Source organism: Brevibacterium moorei (assembly GCF_024580735.1).
Lineage (GTDB): Bacteria > Actinomycetota > Actinomycetes > Actinomycetales > Brevibacteriaceae > Brevibacterium > Brevibacterium moorei.
In genome coordinates this window covers 31,194-46,305 of record NZ_JANIJX010000002.1, presented here as the reverse complement: position 1 = coordinate 46,305, position 15,112 = coordinate 31,194, and the positions used below count along the sequence as shown (strand labels likewise).

At 69.6% G+C, this 15,112-nt stretch carries 17 protein-coding genes; 14 read left to right on the top strand and 3 right to left on the bottom strand.

The window, feature by feature from the left end; translation table 11 throughout:
* The first annotated feature begins 1 nt into the window (after position 1).
* The 13 genes from NQ034_RS01865 (at position 2) to NQ034_RS01805 (ending at position 13,233) form a co-directional block, all read left to right on the top strand.
* Positions 2-811 carry a sulfite exporter TauE/SafE family protein gene (locus tag NQ034_RS01865; protein WP_257046704.1) on the top strand — a complete coding sequence of 270 codons (810 nt, stop codon included), beginning with the start codon at positions 2-4 and terminating at the stop codon, positions 809-811.
* Positions 808-1,686: a TrmH family RNA methyltransferase gene (locus NQ034_RS01860; RefSeq protein ID WP_257046703.1), complete on the top strand. Its 879-nt coding sequence runs from the start codon at positions 808-810 to the stop codon at positions 1,684-1,686. Before NQ034_RS01865 ends, NQ034_RS01860 begins: the two co-directional genes overlap by 4 nt.
* A 3-nt stretch (positions 1,687-1,689) precedes the next feature.
* Entirely contained in the window at positions 1,690-2,448 is a 759-nt protein-coding gene (locus tag NQ034_RS01855; protein WP_257046702.1) for a phosphatase, read from the top strand.
* A gap of 85 nt (positions 2,449-2,533) precedes the next feature.
* Complete coding sequence (locus tag NQ034_RS01850) at positions 2,534-2,941, top strand: hypothetical protein (protein ID WP_257046701.1); 408 nt, start codon at positions 2,534-2,536, stop codon at positions 2,939-2,941.
* Positions 2,941-4,380 carry a sensor histidine kinase gene (locus tag NQ034_RS01845; RefSeq protein WP_257046700.1) on the top strand — a complete coding sequence of 480 codons (1,440 nt, stop codon included), beginning with the start codon at positions 2,941-2,943 and terminating at the stop codon, positions 4,378-4,380. Before NQ034_RS01850 ends, NQ034_RS01845 begins: the two co-directional genes overlap by 1 nt.
* A gap of 17 nt (positions 4,381-4,397) precedes the next feature.
* Positions 4,398-5,060 (top strand): response regulator transcription factor, encoded by a 663-nt coding sequence (locus NQ034_RS01840; RefSeq protein ID WP_257046699.1) that lies wholly within the window; start codon positions 4,398-4,400, stop codon positions 5,058-5,060.
* 141 nt (positions 5,061-5,201) lie between these two features.
* The gene (locus tag NQ034_RS01835) at positions 5,202-6,404 is read left to right on the top strand and encodes a glycosyltransferase family protein (protein ID WP_257046698.1); all 1,203 of its coding nucleotides are present in this window, start codon (positions 5,202-5,204) and stop codon (positions 6,402-6,404) included.
* A 31-nt stretch (positions 6,405-6,435) separates the two neighbouring features.
* A complete protein-coding gene (locus tag NQ034_RS01830) occupies positions 6,436-7,656 on the top strand; it encodes a glycosyltransferase (RefSeq protein ID WP_444861099.1) in 1,221 nt (406 codons plus the stop codon).
* The gene (locus tag NQ034_RS01825) at positions 7,653-8,819 is read left to right on the top strand and encodes a glycosyltransferase family 4 protein (RefSeq protein WP_257046696.1); all 1,167 of its coding nucleotides are present in this window, start codon (positions 7,653-7,655) and stop codon (positions 8,817-8,819) included. Before NQ034_RS01830 ends, NQ034_RS01825 begins: the two co-directional genes overlap by 4 nt.
* Positions 8,816-10,636, top strand: coding sequence for an ABC transporter ATP-binding protein (locus NQ034_RS01820; protein WP_257046695.1), 1,821 nt, complete (start codon positions 8,816-8,818; stop codon positions 10,634-10,636). The genes NQ034_RS01825 and NQ034_RS01820 overlap by 4 nt, the downstream gene beginning before the upstream one ends.
* A complete protein-coding gene (locus tag NQ034_RS01815; RefSeq protein ID WP_257046694.1) occupies positions 10,633-11,841 on the top strand; it encodes a phosphotransferase family protein in 1,209 nt (402 codons plus the stop codon). The genes NQ034_RS01820 and NQ034_RS01815 overlap by 4 nt, the downstream gene beginning before the upstream one ends.
* Positions 11,838-12,737, top strand: a complete 900-nt coding sequence (locus tag NQ034_RS01810; RefSeq protein ID WP_257046693.1) for a phosphotransferase family protein — start codon at positions 11,838-11,840, stop codon at positions 12,735-12,737. The genes NQ034_RS01815 and NQ034_RS01810 overlap by 4 nt, the downstream gene beginning before the upstream one ends.
* Before the next feature lie 67 nt (positions 12,738-12,804).
* On the top strand, positions 12,805-13,233 hold the full coding sequence (locus NQ034_RS01805; RefSeq protein ID WP_257046692.1) for a hypothetical protein: 429 nt from the start codon (positions 12,805-12,807) through the stop codon (positions 13,231-13,233).
* 21 nt (positions 13,234-13,254) lie between these two features.
* Here NQ034_RS01805 and NQ034_RS01800 read toward each other — a convergent pair whose 3' ends face one another.
* Positions 13,255-13,812 carry a YbaK/EbsC family protein gene (locus tag NQ034_RS01800; protein WP_257046691.1) on the bottom strand — a complete coding sequence of 186 codons (558 nt, stop codon included), beginning with the start codon at positions 13,810-13,812 and terminating at the stop codon, positions 13,255-13,257.
* Between the two features lie 178 nt (positions 13,813-13,990).
* Between NQ034_RS01800 and NQ034_RS01795 the strand changes: the two genes are divergently transcribed.
* Positions 13,991-14,248 (top strand): type B 50S ribosomal protein L31, encoded by a 258-nt coding sequence (locus tag NQ034_RS01795; protein ID WP_257046690.1) that lies wholly within the window; start codon positions 13,991-13,993, stop codon positions 14,246-14,248.
* A 72-nt stretch (positions 14,249-14,320) separates the two neighbouring features.
* On the opposite strand, the gene NQ034_RS01790 is transcribed toward NQ034_RS01795, so the two are convergent.
* Both NQ034_RS01790 and NQ034_RS01785 read right to left on the bottom strand, forming a co-directional pair.
* On the bottom strand, positions 14,321-14,890 hold the full coding sequence (locus NQ034_RS01790) for a hypothetical protein (RefSeq protein ID WP_257046689.1): 570 nt from the start codon (positions 14,888-14,890) through the stop codon (positions 14,321-14,323).
* Positions 14,887-15,102: a helix-turn-helix transcriptional regulator gene (locus tag NQ034_RS01785; RefSeq protein WP_257046688.1), complete on the bottom strand. Its 216-nt coding sequence runs from the start codon at positions 15,100-15,102 to the stop codon at positions 14,887-14,889. The genes NQ034_RS01790 and NQ034_RS01785 overlap by 4 nt, the downstream gene beginning before the upstream one ends.
* Positions 15,103-15,112 lie beyond the last annotated feature (10 nt).

Sequence of the window (15,112 nt, the reverse complement as noted above, 5' to 3'; positions counted from 1 at the left end):
CATGGAATTCGACGCGCTCCAGATCGTCCTCATCCTGCTGGCCGGGGTGGGGGCCGGCGCTATCAACGCGGCCGTCGGCTCCGGCACCCTCATCACCTTCCCAGCCCTGGTGGCCTTCGGCGTCCCACCGCAGGTCGCGACGATGAGCAACGCGCTGGGGCTGATCCCGGGCAATATCGCCTCCTCGATCGGCTACCGGGAGGAGATCCGCGGCCAGGGCCGCAGACTGCTGAGCTGGCTGCCGGCCTCCGTGCTGGGCGCACTGCTGGGCGCGTTCCTGCTGCTGCACCTCCCGGAGACCGCCTTCGAGGCGATTGTTCCCGTGCTGATCGTGCTCGCACTCATCATGGTCGTCGTCCAGCCCGCCCTGCAGCGTCACCTCAAGAAGCGCAAGGCGGCAGCCGGGCAGCTCGCAGGCGACATGGGCGAGGTCGGTCCCTCCACGGGCCGCGCCGTCATCGTCTGGTTGGCGATCGCCGCCACCGCGGTCTACGGTGGCTACTTCGCGGCCGCCCAGGGGATCATCCTGATCGGCCTGCTGGGCCTGCTGACCGATGAGCCACTGCAACGGCTCAACGGGATCAAGAACGTCCTGGTCCTGGCGGTGAACACCGTGGCCGCGGCCTGTTACGTGGTCGTCGGCTTCGAGCGGATCAACTGGATGGCGGTGCTGCTCGTAGCGATCGGCTCACTCTTCGGCGGGTACTTCGGTGCCCGGATCGCACGCAAGATCAACCCGACGCTGCTGCGCGGCATCATCGTCGTCCTCGGCCTCGTCGCACTGGTCCGGATCCTGGGGATGGGCCGATGAACACGCGCAAGAAGCCCGAACCGAGCAGGGAACAGGTGCTCGAGGTGGCGGCGGGCGCCGGAATCGACCCCGCCCGGCTGCACTTCTTCACCACCCCGGACGCACCGGAACTGCACGACTACACGGACTTGACCGATGTGGCCCTGCGGCGGGTGCGGGAACCGGCCGAGGGCCTGTTCATCGCGGAATCGGACAAGATCATCCACCGGGCCATCGCCGCCGGCATGACGCCGCGCTCCTTCCTCATGTCCGCCCGCTGGTTCGCCGACCTCGCCGATGTGGTGGCGGCGAGCACCGCCCCCGTCTTCATCGGCTCCGAGGCCGCGGTCAGTTCGCTGACCGGGTTCCACCTGCACCGCGGGGCACTCGCGGCGATGGTCAGGCCCGCCGACCGCCCCCTGGCCGAGGTGCTCGACGGCGCCAGGCGCGTCGTCATCGTCGAGGACGTGGTCGACCATACGAACGTGGGCGCGATCTTCCGGTCCGCCGCGGCCCTCGGCGTCGACGCGGTGCTGGTGACCCCGCGGTGCGCCGATCCGCTGTACCGCCGGTCCATCCGCGTGTCCATGGGAACCGTCTTCCAGGTGCCCTGGACCCGGATCGAACCATGGCCCGACGCCCTGGGAACGCTGCACGACATGGGATTCCACACCGCGGCCCTGGCGCTGACGGAGGATTCCCTGACCCTGCGAGAATTCGCCGCGGCCGGTCACGAGCGCATCGCCCTGGTGATGGGCACCGAGGGTGACGGGCTGCGCCACAGAACGATCGCCGGCTGCGACTCCACCGTGCTCATCCCGATGTCCGGTGGCGTCGACTCGCTCAATGTCGCGGCGGCAACCGCCGTCGCCTGTTTCGCACTTCAGGAGGACTGATCCGTGTCGCCGACCGAACTCGCCGACTACCTCGAGACCGCCCGCATCACCGGTGAGGTCGCAACGCCCAGGGAGAACAACCTCTCCCACATCCGCAGGTTCCTCGCGCAGGAGGAGAACTTCGACTTCGGCGTCGAACTGACCCGCGACTGGGACTTCGATTCGGTATTCGCGCTGATGGTCGCCGAATGCGGCCTGCGCCCCGACCCCGCCTTCACCGAGGGCGTGGACACGATCTCCACGGCCAACTGCATCGCCGGGCTGGACCGGCTGCGCCAGATCGTCGCCGAGGTCGCATCCGACGGGGGCCGGATCCTCTTCGCAACCGGGCACCCGGGCGGTTTGTTCCCAGTGCACGCCGGCCTGGCCGCCTGGGCGCAGAGCCTGGGCGCCGACATCGTGCTGCCGGGCTCCGGCACCCCCGTGCCGGGCCGCGGCGGGTGGCTCATCCACATGAACCGGGTGTGGCTGTGGCATCACCTGGCCGGTCAGCCTCACACCCACTATCCCGAACCGATGGCAGCCCTGCTCGACGCCCTGCCCGCCCTGGGCCAGGAATTGCCGGACCTGGTCGTGGCCGATCACGGGTGGGCCGGCACCGCCGGTAGCAGGGGATTGCGGACCGTCGGATTCGCCGACTGCAACGACCCCGCCCTGTTCGTCGCCGCGGCCCAGGGACAGTTGGAGCTGACGATCGGCCTGGACGACGGGGTCTACCCCGAGCTCTATGCGCCGATGACGGAGTACCTGACCCGCCCTTGACCGGCCCCCGGAGCCGGCCGGATTCCTAAGCCGGTTCTCATCTGGGCGTTCGACACCGGGGGCGGACTCGGGGCACGCTTGGAACATGAAACGCCTGACCGGTCTGGGGGTGACCCTGGTCGTGACCCTCGTGACCCTGCTCGGGTGCGCCGTGTTGGTGCACTCGTTGTCCGGCGGGAGCGCCGAGGAACCCGATCTCACCCCCATCCGGGTCACGGCGACGCCCACTGCCTCCGCGCGTGCCACGCAGACCCCGAGCGCCTCCGCCGCCACCCCGGCGCCGAGCCCCTCAGCACAGCGGCGGGCCCGGACTCCCGCTGCTGACTCCGGCGGGGCTGGGCGGGACGAATCTGCACCGCGGACCTCGGCGCCGGACTTCCAGAAGGCCCCCAATCGGCCCAAACACCTCGAAGACGATGACGACGAGGACCAGGAGGATGACGACGAAGATGACGATGAGGACGATGACGATGACGATGAGGATGACGACTGATGGGAGTCGTACGCCGGCGCGCTGAGGCCCGCCGCCCGGCCAGCGTCGGTTTCCGTCTGACCGCTGGGGTGACCGTCATCGTCGCCCTGGCGCTGCTGGCCGTCGGAGTCGTGCTCTACATCGCCCAGTCCGCCGCTCTGCAGACCAGGATCGACAGGTCGATGACCCAGGAGATCACCGAATTCCGCGATCTGGCCGCCAGCGGCATCGACCCGGACACGGGTGAGCACTTCAGCAGTGTCGACCGGATGCTCAGCGTCTTCCTCGCGCGCAACGAACCGGAGTCCGCGGAGACCCTGTTCGCCTTCAAAACCGACGGCACCGTCATCTACCAGGGGATCGACGACGGGGTGCTGCGGCAGAAGGAGGAATTCCGGTCCCGTGTCACCGCCATCCAGGACGCCGGCGGCCTGACCGAGGTCAGGATCGGCGGGTCCCTCTACCGGATGAGCGTGCTGCCGGTCAGCCAGCCGGGCCAAGCGGGGGCCTTCGTCGTCGTCCACAATGTCACCACCTCCCGCGGCGAACTCACCGAGTTCATGCGCACCTATGCGATCGTCGCGGTGTTCACCGTCATCGTCGTGGGGTTCCTCTCCGGCTATCTGTCCCGCCGCCTGCTCGAACCGGTGGCCAGCCTGCGCGCGACGGCCCAGTCGATCTCCTCGGGCGCCCTGGACAAGCGCCTGGAGGTCACCGGGCACGACGACCTGGCGGAACTGGGCAATACATTCAACGCCATGCTCGACCGGCTCGAGCAGGCCTTCGAAACCCAGCGGAAGTTCCTCGACGACGCCGGGCACGAACTGCGCACGCCCCTGACGATCCTGCGCGGGCACCTCGAAGTGCTCGACGTCGCCGATGTGGACGACGTCGAACAGACCAGGGAACTGCTGCTCGACGAGATCATGCGGATGTCGCGGCTGGTCGACGACCTGCTGGTCCTGGCCAAGGCCCGCCGCCACGACTTCGTGCGCGCCGAACCGGTCGACCCGGCGGTCCTGCTGCCCGAGGTAGTCGCCAAGGCCAGCGGCCTGGCCCCCCGCCACTGGCACCTCGAACCACCACCACGCACTGTCATCACAGCCGATCCCCAGCGCCTGACCCAGGCCCTCCTCCAACTGGCCGACAATGCGGTGCGCCACACGGAACCCGGGAGCACCATCTCCTTCGGCGCCCAGGTCCACGCCCAGGACGGAACCGTCGACCTGTGGGTCGCCGACGACGGACCCGGCGTGCCCGAGGAGATCCGCGCGGAGATCTTCCACCGCTTCTCCCGCGGCGACACGAACGAATTGGGCGCAGGCCTCGGCCTGGCGATCGTGCAGGCGATCGCCGCCGCCCACGGCGGCCGGGCCTCGCTCGATCCCCCCGATCCGGCCCGCAGCGGAGCGGTGTTCCGCCTGAGCCTGCCAATCGACCCCACCCCATCCAGCGACTGACCGAAAGTACGAGGCCCATGAGCCGTATCCTCATCGTCGAAGACGAACCGCGGATCTCCGCATTCATCGCCAAGGGCCTCAAGGCCGCCGGCTTCACCCCGACCACGGCGGGCGACGGAATCGCCGGGCTGTCCTACGCCCTGTCCGGGGAGTTCGACCTCATGGTCCTCGACATCAACCTGCCTGGCCTCGACGGATTCGAAGTCCTCGACGAACTGCGCACCTCGCGGCCCGAACTGCCCGTCATCATGCTCACCGCCCGGGACGCGGGATCCGATACGGTGGCGGCCCTGGAGGGCGGGGCGGTGGACTACATGGTCAAGCCCTTCAACTTCGCCGAACTGGTCGCCCGCATCCGGTTGCGACTGTCCCAGGCCCAACCCGTTCCGGAGACGCCCACGGAGATCGTCGCCGGCGACGTCCGTATCGACCTGCTCAAACGCCGCGCCTCGGTCGCCGGCACCGATGTGGACCTGTCATCACGCGAACTGACCCTGGCCGCCGTGCTGATGGAGCACCGCGGCCAGGTGCTCTCCCGCGAACAGCTGCTCAGCCACGTGTGGGGCTACGACTTCGACCCGGGGTCCAACGTCGTCGACGTCTACGTGGGCTACCTGCGCAGAAAACTGGGCGCGGACTTCGTCACGACCGTGCGCGGGCTGGGCTATCGCGTGGACTGAGCTGCGACTGCGGCCGGCACCACACGTATAAGAGCCCTCTCATCGACGCCTCATCTGCGCCTTATACCCACCGTGTTGACTGGGAGGCATGGACACAGGACCGCACGGACAGGCAGGCGAGGACGAGCAGGGGGCCGGCAGATGACGTTGACGGTCGCGATGTACTCCCACGATTCCGTGGGACTGGGGCACTCCCGGCGCAATCGGGCGATCGCCCATGCACTGGCCGCGGATCTGCCGCGCCTGACCGGCCAGGACGTCTGCGGGGTGCTCATCGCCGGCCACCCCGACGCGCCCAGGGACTCGCTGCCGGCCGGCTGGGACTGGCTGGTCCTGCCCGGCTTCGCCCGCACCGGCTCCGGCTATGCACCGCGCCGCCTGCAGGTCGGCTCGAAGCGCCTGGCCGGAGTGCGCACCGCGGCCCTGTCCTCCGTGCTCGACGCCCTGGCGCCCGATCTGTTCATCGCCGACCGCCACCCCTTCGGCGTCGGCGGGGAACTGCGCACGCCCCTGGCCCGGCTGCGCGCCTGGCATCCGACCCGCACGGTCCTGGGCCTGCGCGAGGTCCTCGACACCCCCGGGGTGATGGCCGCCGAATGGGACCGTGCAGGCGGCCAGGAACAGATTTGCGAGGCCTATGACGCGGTCTGGGTCTACGGGGACCCGGACGTCTACGATCCCCGCACCACGGGGGAGTTGCCGGCGGGACTGGCCGCCCGCGCCCGGGCCACCGGGTATCTGTCACACGGCCGCCCGGCCGACGCCGGCACCGCACCGGCCGGCCCCTACCTGCTCACCGTGCTCGGCGGAGGTTCCGACGGCGGACCGGTGGCGCGCGCCGCTGCAGCCGCCGAGGTGCCCGCCGGGTGCGAGCACCTCGTCGTGACGGGCCCGCAGATGCCACCGGCCGAGGTCGCTGCCGTGCGCGCCGCCGCCGGCGAGCAGACCCTCGTGCTGAACTCCGCGGCGAACGTGCCGGAACTCATCAGGGGTGCGCGCGCAGTGGTATGCATGGCCGGCTACAACTCCCTGACCGAGGTGCTGGCCACCGACACCCCGGCACTGGTCGTCCCGCGCACGGCCCGCAGAGCCGAACAGCCACGGCGGGCGGCGGCCCTGGCCGGCCTGGGCCTGGTCGACTCACTGTCGCAGGAGGCGTGCACGCCCCAGACGGTGGGTGCCTGGTTCCGACGCGCCCATTCGGGGCCCAGGATCCAGCGCACCGGGGTCGACCTGGAGGGCCTGAGCCGCATCGGCTCGCTGGCCGCCGAACTGCTGGGCTATCCCAGCACCACCGAGACCATGAACCACCAGCAGATGCAGGAGTCCTGTTTTGTCGCCTGAGACGCGTTCCGTCACCGGCTATGTGCTCAAAATGTACCCGCGCTTCTCCGAGACCTTCGTCGTCTCGGAGATCCTGGCCCGGGAGGCCCGCGGGGAGAAAATCGTCATCTTCGCCCTGCGGCCGACCACCGACGCCCGGTTCCATCCCGAACTGGCCCGCGTCGCCGCCGAAGTGATCCACGTGCCCAGGGCCGCGAGCCCCCACCGCTGGTGGGACCAATGGCAGCGGACCGCGCGGTGTGAGAACCTGGCCGGCGGTCTGCAGCGCGCCCTGCCCGAATTGCTGGAAGCCGGCCACGACGATGCCGGCCAGGCCGTCGCCCTGGCCCGCCTGGTCCGCGAACACGGGGTGACGCACTTACACGCCCACTTCGCCTCGGTCGCCACCACCGTGGCCCGCCTGGCCGGGCGGATCGCCGAGCTGCCGTATTCGTGCACCGCCCATGCCAAGGACATCTTCCACATCTCCGTCGACGAGGCCGATCTGGCTCGGAAATTCGCCGATGCCCACCACGTCGTGACGATCAGCCAGTACAACCTGGCCGATCTGCGCCGCCGCTTCCCCGGAACCCGCCTGCACCTGGTCCACAACGGACTCGAACTGGACCGCTTCCCCTACCGGCCGCACCGGGAATCCGGGACACGGATTCTGGCCGTGGGCCGCCTGGTGGAGAAGAAGGGCTTCGGACTGCTGATCGGGGCCGCGGCCCGGCTGCGCGAGCGCGGCACACCGGTGAGCGTGGACATCGTGGGCGACGGCCCGCTGGCCGCCGAACTGGCCGCCCAGATCACCGCCGCAGGCCTCGAAAACACCGTCAGACTGCTCGGGCCCCGCACCCAGGCGGAGGTCCGCACGATGCTGGCCGAACACGATGTGTTCGCCGCCCCCTTCGTCATCGGCTCCGATGGCAACGCCGACGGCCTGCCCACCGTGCTGCTCGAGGCCATGGCATCGGGCATCCGCTGTGTGGCCGGCGACGTCACAGCGGTCTCCGAGGTGATCGTCGACGGGCGCACCGGCCGGCTTGTGCCCACCGGCGACGTCGCGGCCCTCACGGACGCCCTGGCCTCGGCCATCGCCGAGGGCGCCGAGGGCCTGGCCCGGCTGGATGCCGCCAGGGCGCTCATCGAGACCCGCTTCGACTCCCGCCGGCAGGCGGCCCGCCTGGCCGAACTGCAGACGCCGGGCCCCGACACCGCACCCCTGCCACCGGTGGTCGTGAACGAACAGCCGGCGGGGGTGCGCGCATGAGGATCGCCTATCTGCTGGCAGACCCCGGCATCGGGGTGTTCGGAACGAAGGGCGCATCCGTCCACGTCCAGGAGGTCATCCGGGCCCTGCGCCGCCTGGGCCACAGCGTCACCGTCTACGCGGTCCGCAGCGACGACACAGTGCCCGCGGACCTGGCCGATCTGCCGGTGGTCGAACTGCCGGTGGCCCGGACTGCGGACACCGCCGCCCGCGAGCGCGCCATCGCCGCGGCCGCCGACTCCCTGGCGCGTGCGGTGACGGTGGCCGGAGCCGACCTGGTCTACGAACGCTATTCGCTGTTCTCCACCGCGGGCTCTCGGGCCGCCGCGGCCCTCGGCGTGCCCTTCGTCCTCGAAGTCAATGCGCCGCTGATCGACGAGCAGGCCAGATACCGGGAACTGCACGACCGGGCGGGCGCTTTGGTCGCCACCGTGGCTCAGCTGGAAGCGGCACGGGTGGCGACCTGTGTGAGCGTCGGCGTGGCGGACTGGGTCCTCCAGCAGTGCCCGGGGGCCCGGACCCTGGTGGTTCCCAACGGGGTCGACGCCCACCGGATCACCCCCGCCGCACCGACTGCGGGCGGGCCGGCTGCCGACAAGCGGACCTTCACCGTCGGGTTCGTCGGCACACTCAAACCCTGGCACGGCACCCACCTGTTGCTCGAGGCATTCGCCCGCGCCGTCACAGCTGAGGCCGCTCTGCCGGGAGGACCTCGGGTCGACTGGCGCCTCGACATCTGTGGCAAGGGCCCGGAACTGGAGTCCCTGCGCGCTCTGGCCACCGACCTCGGGATCGGTGGGCGCACGCTGTTCCGCGGCGCGGTGGCACCGGCACAGGTGCCCGAAATCCTCCACGGCTTCGACGTGGCGACTGCACCCTACCCCGCCGCGGGCGACCACTACTTCTCGCCCTTGAAGGTCTACGAGTACCTGGCCGCCGGCCTGCCCACGGTTGCCAGCCGGATCGGCGAAATCCCTGGTCTGCTGGGCTCGGACGTCGGTGTCCTGGTGCCGCCCGGCGACGTCGCCGAACTCGCCGCGGCACTCGTTTCCCTGGCCCACGACCCGGTGCGGCGGGCCGCGCTGGGCGCCGCCGCGCGGGACGCGGCAGTCAACCGACACTCCTGGGACCGGCGCTGCGGCGCCTGGCTGGAGCTCGTATGAGCAAGAAGGACAAGATCCGCGCCTCCGCGGTGCGCCGCACGCTGGAAATCATCCGCCCGCATGCGGGTGGCCAGAAGTGGATCGCCCTGGGCGGCCTGATCGCGCTGCTGGGCGATGTGGCCTTCCGCGTGCTCGAGCCCTGGCCCATGAAGTATGCGATCGACCTCGTCTCTTCGAGTCTGGGCGCCCGCCTAGCGGACGGTGCCCAGATCTTCGGCATCGACCTGGGCCGGAACTCCGCCATCGCCCTGGGTTCCCTGGCACTGGCCCTGGCGATCATCGTGGGTGCCCGCGCGCTGTGCAACTACGCGGCGACCGTGTGCTTCGCCCTGGCCGGTTCCCGCGTGGCCACCCTGCTGCGCTCCCGGGTCTTCAACCACATTCAGCAACTGAGCCTGAAGTACCACTCCAGGGCCTCCGTGGGCGACACCTCACAGCGTCTGGTCGGCGATGTGGGTCGGCTCCAGGAAGTCGCTGTGACCGCAGGCCTGCCCCTGGTGGGCAACGTCATCACACTGCTCGTCCTCCTGGTCGTCGTAGTGATCCTCGACCCCCTGCTGTCCGCGGTGGTCGTCGTGGCCGCCGCCGCATTCCTGGTCATCAGCCGTTTTTCCGGCCCGAAGATCACAGGGGCTGCCCGTACCACCCGCAAGGGCGAGGGCAAGCTGGTCCACTCCGCGGCCGAGGCGCTGGGCGCCATGCGCGTCGTTCAGGCATACGGACTGGAACAGACCGTCGCCGCGGACTTCGCCGACGGCAACGCCCGCGCGCTCAAGGCCGGGGTCCGCTCCAAGCGGTTGGCCGCAGCCCTCGAACGCTCCACGGACCTGCTGGTCGGCGTGGCCTCGGCTCTGGTCCTTGTCCTGGGCGGCTGGCGGGTACTGTCAGGGGCGATGACGCCCGGCGACATGGTCCTGTTCATCATGTATCTCAAGATCGCGATGAAACCCCTGCGCGATATGGCCAAGTACACCGGCCGGATCGCCCGCGCCACCGCCTCGGGGGAACGGATCGCCGAACTGCTCGACGAACCCATCGACATCGCCGACGCCCCCGGGGCCATCACGATGGGCCGGGCGCAGGGCGACCTGGACTTCGTTGGCCTGGGCAGCCGCGACGGATACGGCCGCAGCCTGTTCACGGACCTGAACCTGCACATCCCGGCCGGCCAACGGGTCGGACTGCTGGGACCATCGGGAGCGGGCAAGTCGACCCTGGCCGGCTACCTGCTGCGCCTGTCCGACCCCGAAACCGGACGGGTGCTTGTCGACGGCCTCGACACCCGCGAGGTCACCCGCGCCGGGCTGCGCGCCAATGTCTCCATCCTGCTCCAGGAATCCGTGCTGTTCGCCGTGAGCATCCGGGAGAACATCCGCTACGGCAGGCTCGACGCCAGCGCCGGACAGATCGCCTACGCCTGCCGGCGGGCCGGCATCCACGACTTCATCGAAAGCCTGCCCGAAGGCTACGACACCGTGCTCGGCGGCCGCGGCGACACCCTCTCAGGCGGACAGCGCCAGCGCATCGCCCTGGCCAGGGCAATGGTCCGCCAGGCGCCCATCGTGATCCTCGACGAGGCGACGACCGGCTTGGACCCCGAATCCCGCGAGGCGATCGTGGGCAGTCTGGACGAGCTGACAACCGGACGGACCACCCTGGCCATCACCCACGATGTCGCGATGCTGCGCGGCCTCGACCGGCTCATCTGGCTCGAGGACGGGCGGATCGTCGAGGACGGCGCACCCGCCGAACTGCTCACCCGACCCGGCGGCAGGGTGGCTAGATGGGCCGGCCTGCAAACCCAGGGGCGGGCATGAGGGCGCCCGCGCACCCGGGAGCGCCATCGGACCCGGCGGATCGCAGCACGGACCTGCCGCAGGATCCCGCCGCGGCCGTGCACGCGCTCGCGGCCCTGCCCGCGACTCCCCGGCTGGCCGATCCCGCGGTGCTCGCCGAGCTCCTGGGAGAAGAGGCGGAACCCACATACGTGCGGATCAAACCGGGGGAGTCCCTCATCGTGGCCTGGCGCAGTGCCGTGCCGGAACCGGCGGAGGATGCGGGCCGAGGCCTCGGCGAACGATCCACAGCGGAGTGCCGCCACGGCTTCTGCGCGATCTTCACCGACCCTGCCAAGATCACAGGGGCGCTGCGGCGGGTCGCCAAGGCCGGATCCCGTATCGAAACACACGAACTGGGGGCCGGCCGGGTCCTGCTGACCGGCCCAGCGAGCGCCGACCCTGCCCTGGCCCACGAGGTCCACGCCGTCGTGAGGACACGCCGCTATGGCACACCGGAGACCTGGACGGTACTGAAATACAACCCCCGGCGCAGACTCATCGTGGCAACCCACGACGACCGCACGGGAGAACCCATCGTCCTGCGCATCGGTACGGGACCCGCCCTACCGCTGGTGCGCGCCACCGCACTGTGGCGCAGCCTGGGCGCCCCCGTCCTGCCCAGCATGTCCGTCGGACGGCGCGGCACCACCAGCGCCAGCCCGCTCTGGGGCGCCGGCGACCTGCACTCGCACCCCGACCCGGCCACAGCCTGTGCTGCGGGGCACGCCCTGGGCGCGCTGCACGCGCACTCCAGGGCGGGCGCCACCACGGGCCAGGAGACCGTGCTGCTCCACGGCGACGCATCCCCGGACCAGATCCTGGTGGCGGACCCGGAAGAGCCCACCGGCCAGAAGCCCGCCATCCGCATCATCGACTTGGACCGGGCGACGCGGGGCCCGGCGGCACGCGATGTGGGATCCTGGCTGGCCGCCTGCGAGGTGATCGACCTGGACCGACCTGGAGAGGGAACCCGGCTGGCCACAGACTTCCTCACCGGCTACGGCGCCACCAGGGACCTCGACGACACCGCCTTCACCGCAGAGGTGCGGCGCAGCCAGTCGACGGCCCTGCGCTCCCGCCTGGACGAACCCCTGCGCGCCCTGCGCCCGGATTGGCAGGATAGACGCGCCCGCCTGGTCGCCCTGGCGCTCGCCGCCCCCACGGTACAAGGACCGCTGCGATGAGCCCGGTACCGGCGGGTCCCCAGGTGGCAGGGCAATCCCTCCCGGACGATCCGCGACTGCCTGCACTGGCTCATTTGGCTGGCACTCTGGTCAGCCACAAGCCGGGCAAGCGCGCAGTGGTGCGCAGTCCGGACGGAACCCGGTACACCAAGGTCGTGAGGCCGGGGAAGGCCGCGAAGATCCTGGCAGGAGTGGAACGGGCCAGGCCCTTCGCCGGTCCCTTCGCAACACCCCGGATACTGACGTCCACGCAGGACACCGTGACCTTCGCCGCCCTGGCCGGAGTCGGCCTACACGATGCAGGGGCGTTCACCGAGGCCGCATGGGAGCGGGCCTGGAGGGCCTGTGCCCAGTCATGGCGGCGGTCCGTCGGGGTCGGAACGGAGGACCTGCCGGGGGACACCCCGGTGCACACGGGCCGGGCGGAGGCCCTGATCCTCACCGACAACCTGGCCCGGGCCGGTGGGGTGGAGCGGATCGATCCGGCCTTCGCCGCCCTGCTGGATGAGACAGCGAATCTGCTGGAGGACCGGGACATCGTTCCCGCACCCTGTCACCGCGACCTCCATGACAAACAGCTGTTGTTCGACGGCTCCACCACGCCCGGTTTGCTCGACGTGGACACCGCCTGCATCGCCGATATCGCCCTGGACCCGGCCAATCTGCGCGCCCACCTGAGATGGCGGGCCCGGCAGGGGATCTGGAGCGCATCGCGCGCCCAGGCGGCAGTGGATGCCGTGGACGAGGCGACGGCGCAGGCGGGCGTGGATCCGGCGGCCCTCGACCTGTACGAACGGGCCACCTGGCTGCGCCTGGGCTGCCTGTACGCCGCGCGCCCGGGCTGGCGGGAAACCGCCGCGAAGCTGCGCCGGGACCTGGTCGCCGGTGGAGTATAGGAGTATTCGGGTCCTTGACCAGGATAGGTCAACCTGAGTGGAGGAGCGTGGGTGAGGAGGCGAAGCGGTGACTTCCATACCGGGACTGCGGGCCACCGCGGGATTTCTGGGGGTGAACGTCTGCGTCGTCGTCATCGCATCCGTGTTCGCCTTCCCCGGCCTGGATTTGACATCCGGAGTGTTTTGGCTCTACAGCCTGTGCCTGGTGGGGGTCAATACCTGCATCGTCTGGTTGTGCTCAGCGCTATCCGGGTACGGCGGGGCGACGCCGCGGCGGCGGAACACGCGGACCGTGGTGGGGACCGGCCTGAGCATAGCCGGATTGTTCGTGCTCCTCTGGATAGTGGCGGGAATCCTGGAGAGCACGGGGCGTGGCGATGGTGGTCTGTTGGGAGTGACTTGGGTGGGCCTGCCCGGAGAGGTCGGCACGATCGCCCAAACATGGGTCTTCGGCTTCCTCGGCCTATTCTCCCCGGACGGGCCCGAACGCGGATAGTGCGGTCGGCCGGCAGGGCACTCAGCCGACTTCGATGCCCAGGTCCTCGATCACCTCGACGCCGGGGACGGCGGCCAGGGTGGCACCGGAGAGGATGAGCTTGGAGCCGCGGATGCCCGAGCCCAGGATGATCTCCGGTGCCTCGGCGACGCGGGTATCGATGAGCACCCGGTAGTTCTCCGGCAGGCCGATCGGCCCGATCCCGCCGTATTCCATCCCGGATTCGGCCACTGCGCGCTCCATCGGCAGGAACGATGCCTTGCGCACGTCGATGAGTTTGCGCACCCGCTTGTTGACGTCGGCCTTGGTATGGGCCAGGACCACGCAGGCGGCGATGCGTTCGTCATCGCCGCGGGTGCCGGCGACCAGCACACAGTTGGCCGAGGCCTCGGGCGCCAGGTCGTATGCCGCGGTCAGAGCCGCGGTGTCGGCCAAGTCGGGGTCGATCGCGAACACGTCGATCGGGCCAGCATCTGCACCCGGACCGGCCAGCGCTTGGGCGGTGGCAGGGGCCAGGAGATCGGTTCGGGTGGTGGCGGGGACGGTTTCGACCGAGTCGGGAATACTGTTCCATGTCATGGGAATCACTCTATCGGCCATGCGTCCCGGTTGCCGTGAGCTGTGTCCGGGTGGATCACATACGGTATAGTTGTCTTTTGGTCCGAACCCGGATCGAAGAAGAATTTGAGCACTGGCAGGCCATGTGCGCCCTTCAGGGCCCGGCACCAGGGCTCACAGAATTCGAAAGAGGATACTCATGCAGAAGGACATCCACCCGGATTACCACCCGGTCGTCTTCAACGACCTGGCTTCGGGCACCAAATTCCTGACCCGCTCGACGGTCAAGACCGAGAAGACCATCGAATGGGAAGACGGCAACACCTACCCGCTGGTCGACGTTGAAATCTCGTCCGCCTCGCACCCGTTCTACACGGGCAAGCAGCGCATCATGGACTCCGCCGGCCGCGTTGAGAAGTTCAAGGACCGCTACAAGGGCTTCGGCAAGAAGCACTGAGCTTCTTTCCACTGCACTGTGGCCCGCATCCGTAACAGGATGCGGGCCACAGTGTTTTTTGGTGCGGGGCGATCAGTTCTCATCGGGCGCGTCCCAGGCGCTTTCGCGATCGCGCAGGTCTAGGACCTGCTGGCGCCTGCGCCGGATGGCCATGAAGACGATGACGGCGGCCCCGCCGATAATACCGCCGATCACCCCGCCGGTCGCGGTCGATGAGCCGGTGGTGCCGGTGGGCCAGCCGCCCAGGCCCACATCGATCACCGGCTGACCGGTTTGCATGTGATAGGCCAGAACGGCGACGAGGAACAGGGCGAGCACGGCCCCAATCGTCATTGTGACTGCGAAGCGGCGTCCGGTGGTGCGCAGGGTTGCCCGGTTGAGGTCGACCCCTTCGCGTTTGCAGTAGCCGGCGGCCACTACACCCGTGAGCCCGTTGGCCAAGACGGGCAGGAGCGACCACAAGCCGGCCCCGATCAGCGCAAAGAGGATCCCCACGCAGATGCTCACATATGTTCCGACCGTCGCGGTCAGTGCATAGGCCCGCAGGATGATGTCGCGTTCGCGTTCATCGCCCATCGACGGGTCATTCAGCCCCGCCAGACGGTCGGCGAACTCATTGGTGCGTCGTGTGCTATCGGTCATGATTCCTCCAAGGGGAACAGGTCTTCGACGGTCGCGTCCAGGGTGCCTGCGATGCGCAGGGCCAGGTAGACGCTGGGGGCGTAGTCGCCACGTTCGATCGAGATGATGGTCTGACGGGAGACTCCGACGGTTCCCGCCAACTGGGCTTGGGTCAGCCCTGAGGTTTTGCGCCGCCCCTTGAGTGTGGGGACCGGCGTCCGGGCTTCGACCATGGCACCTCTC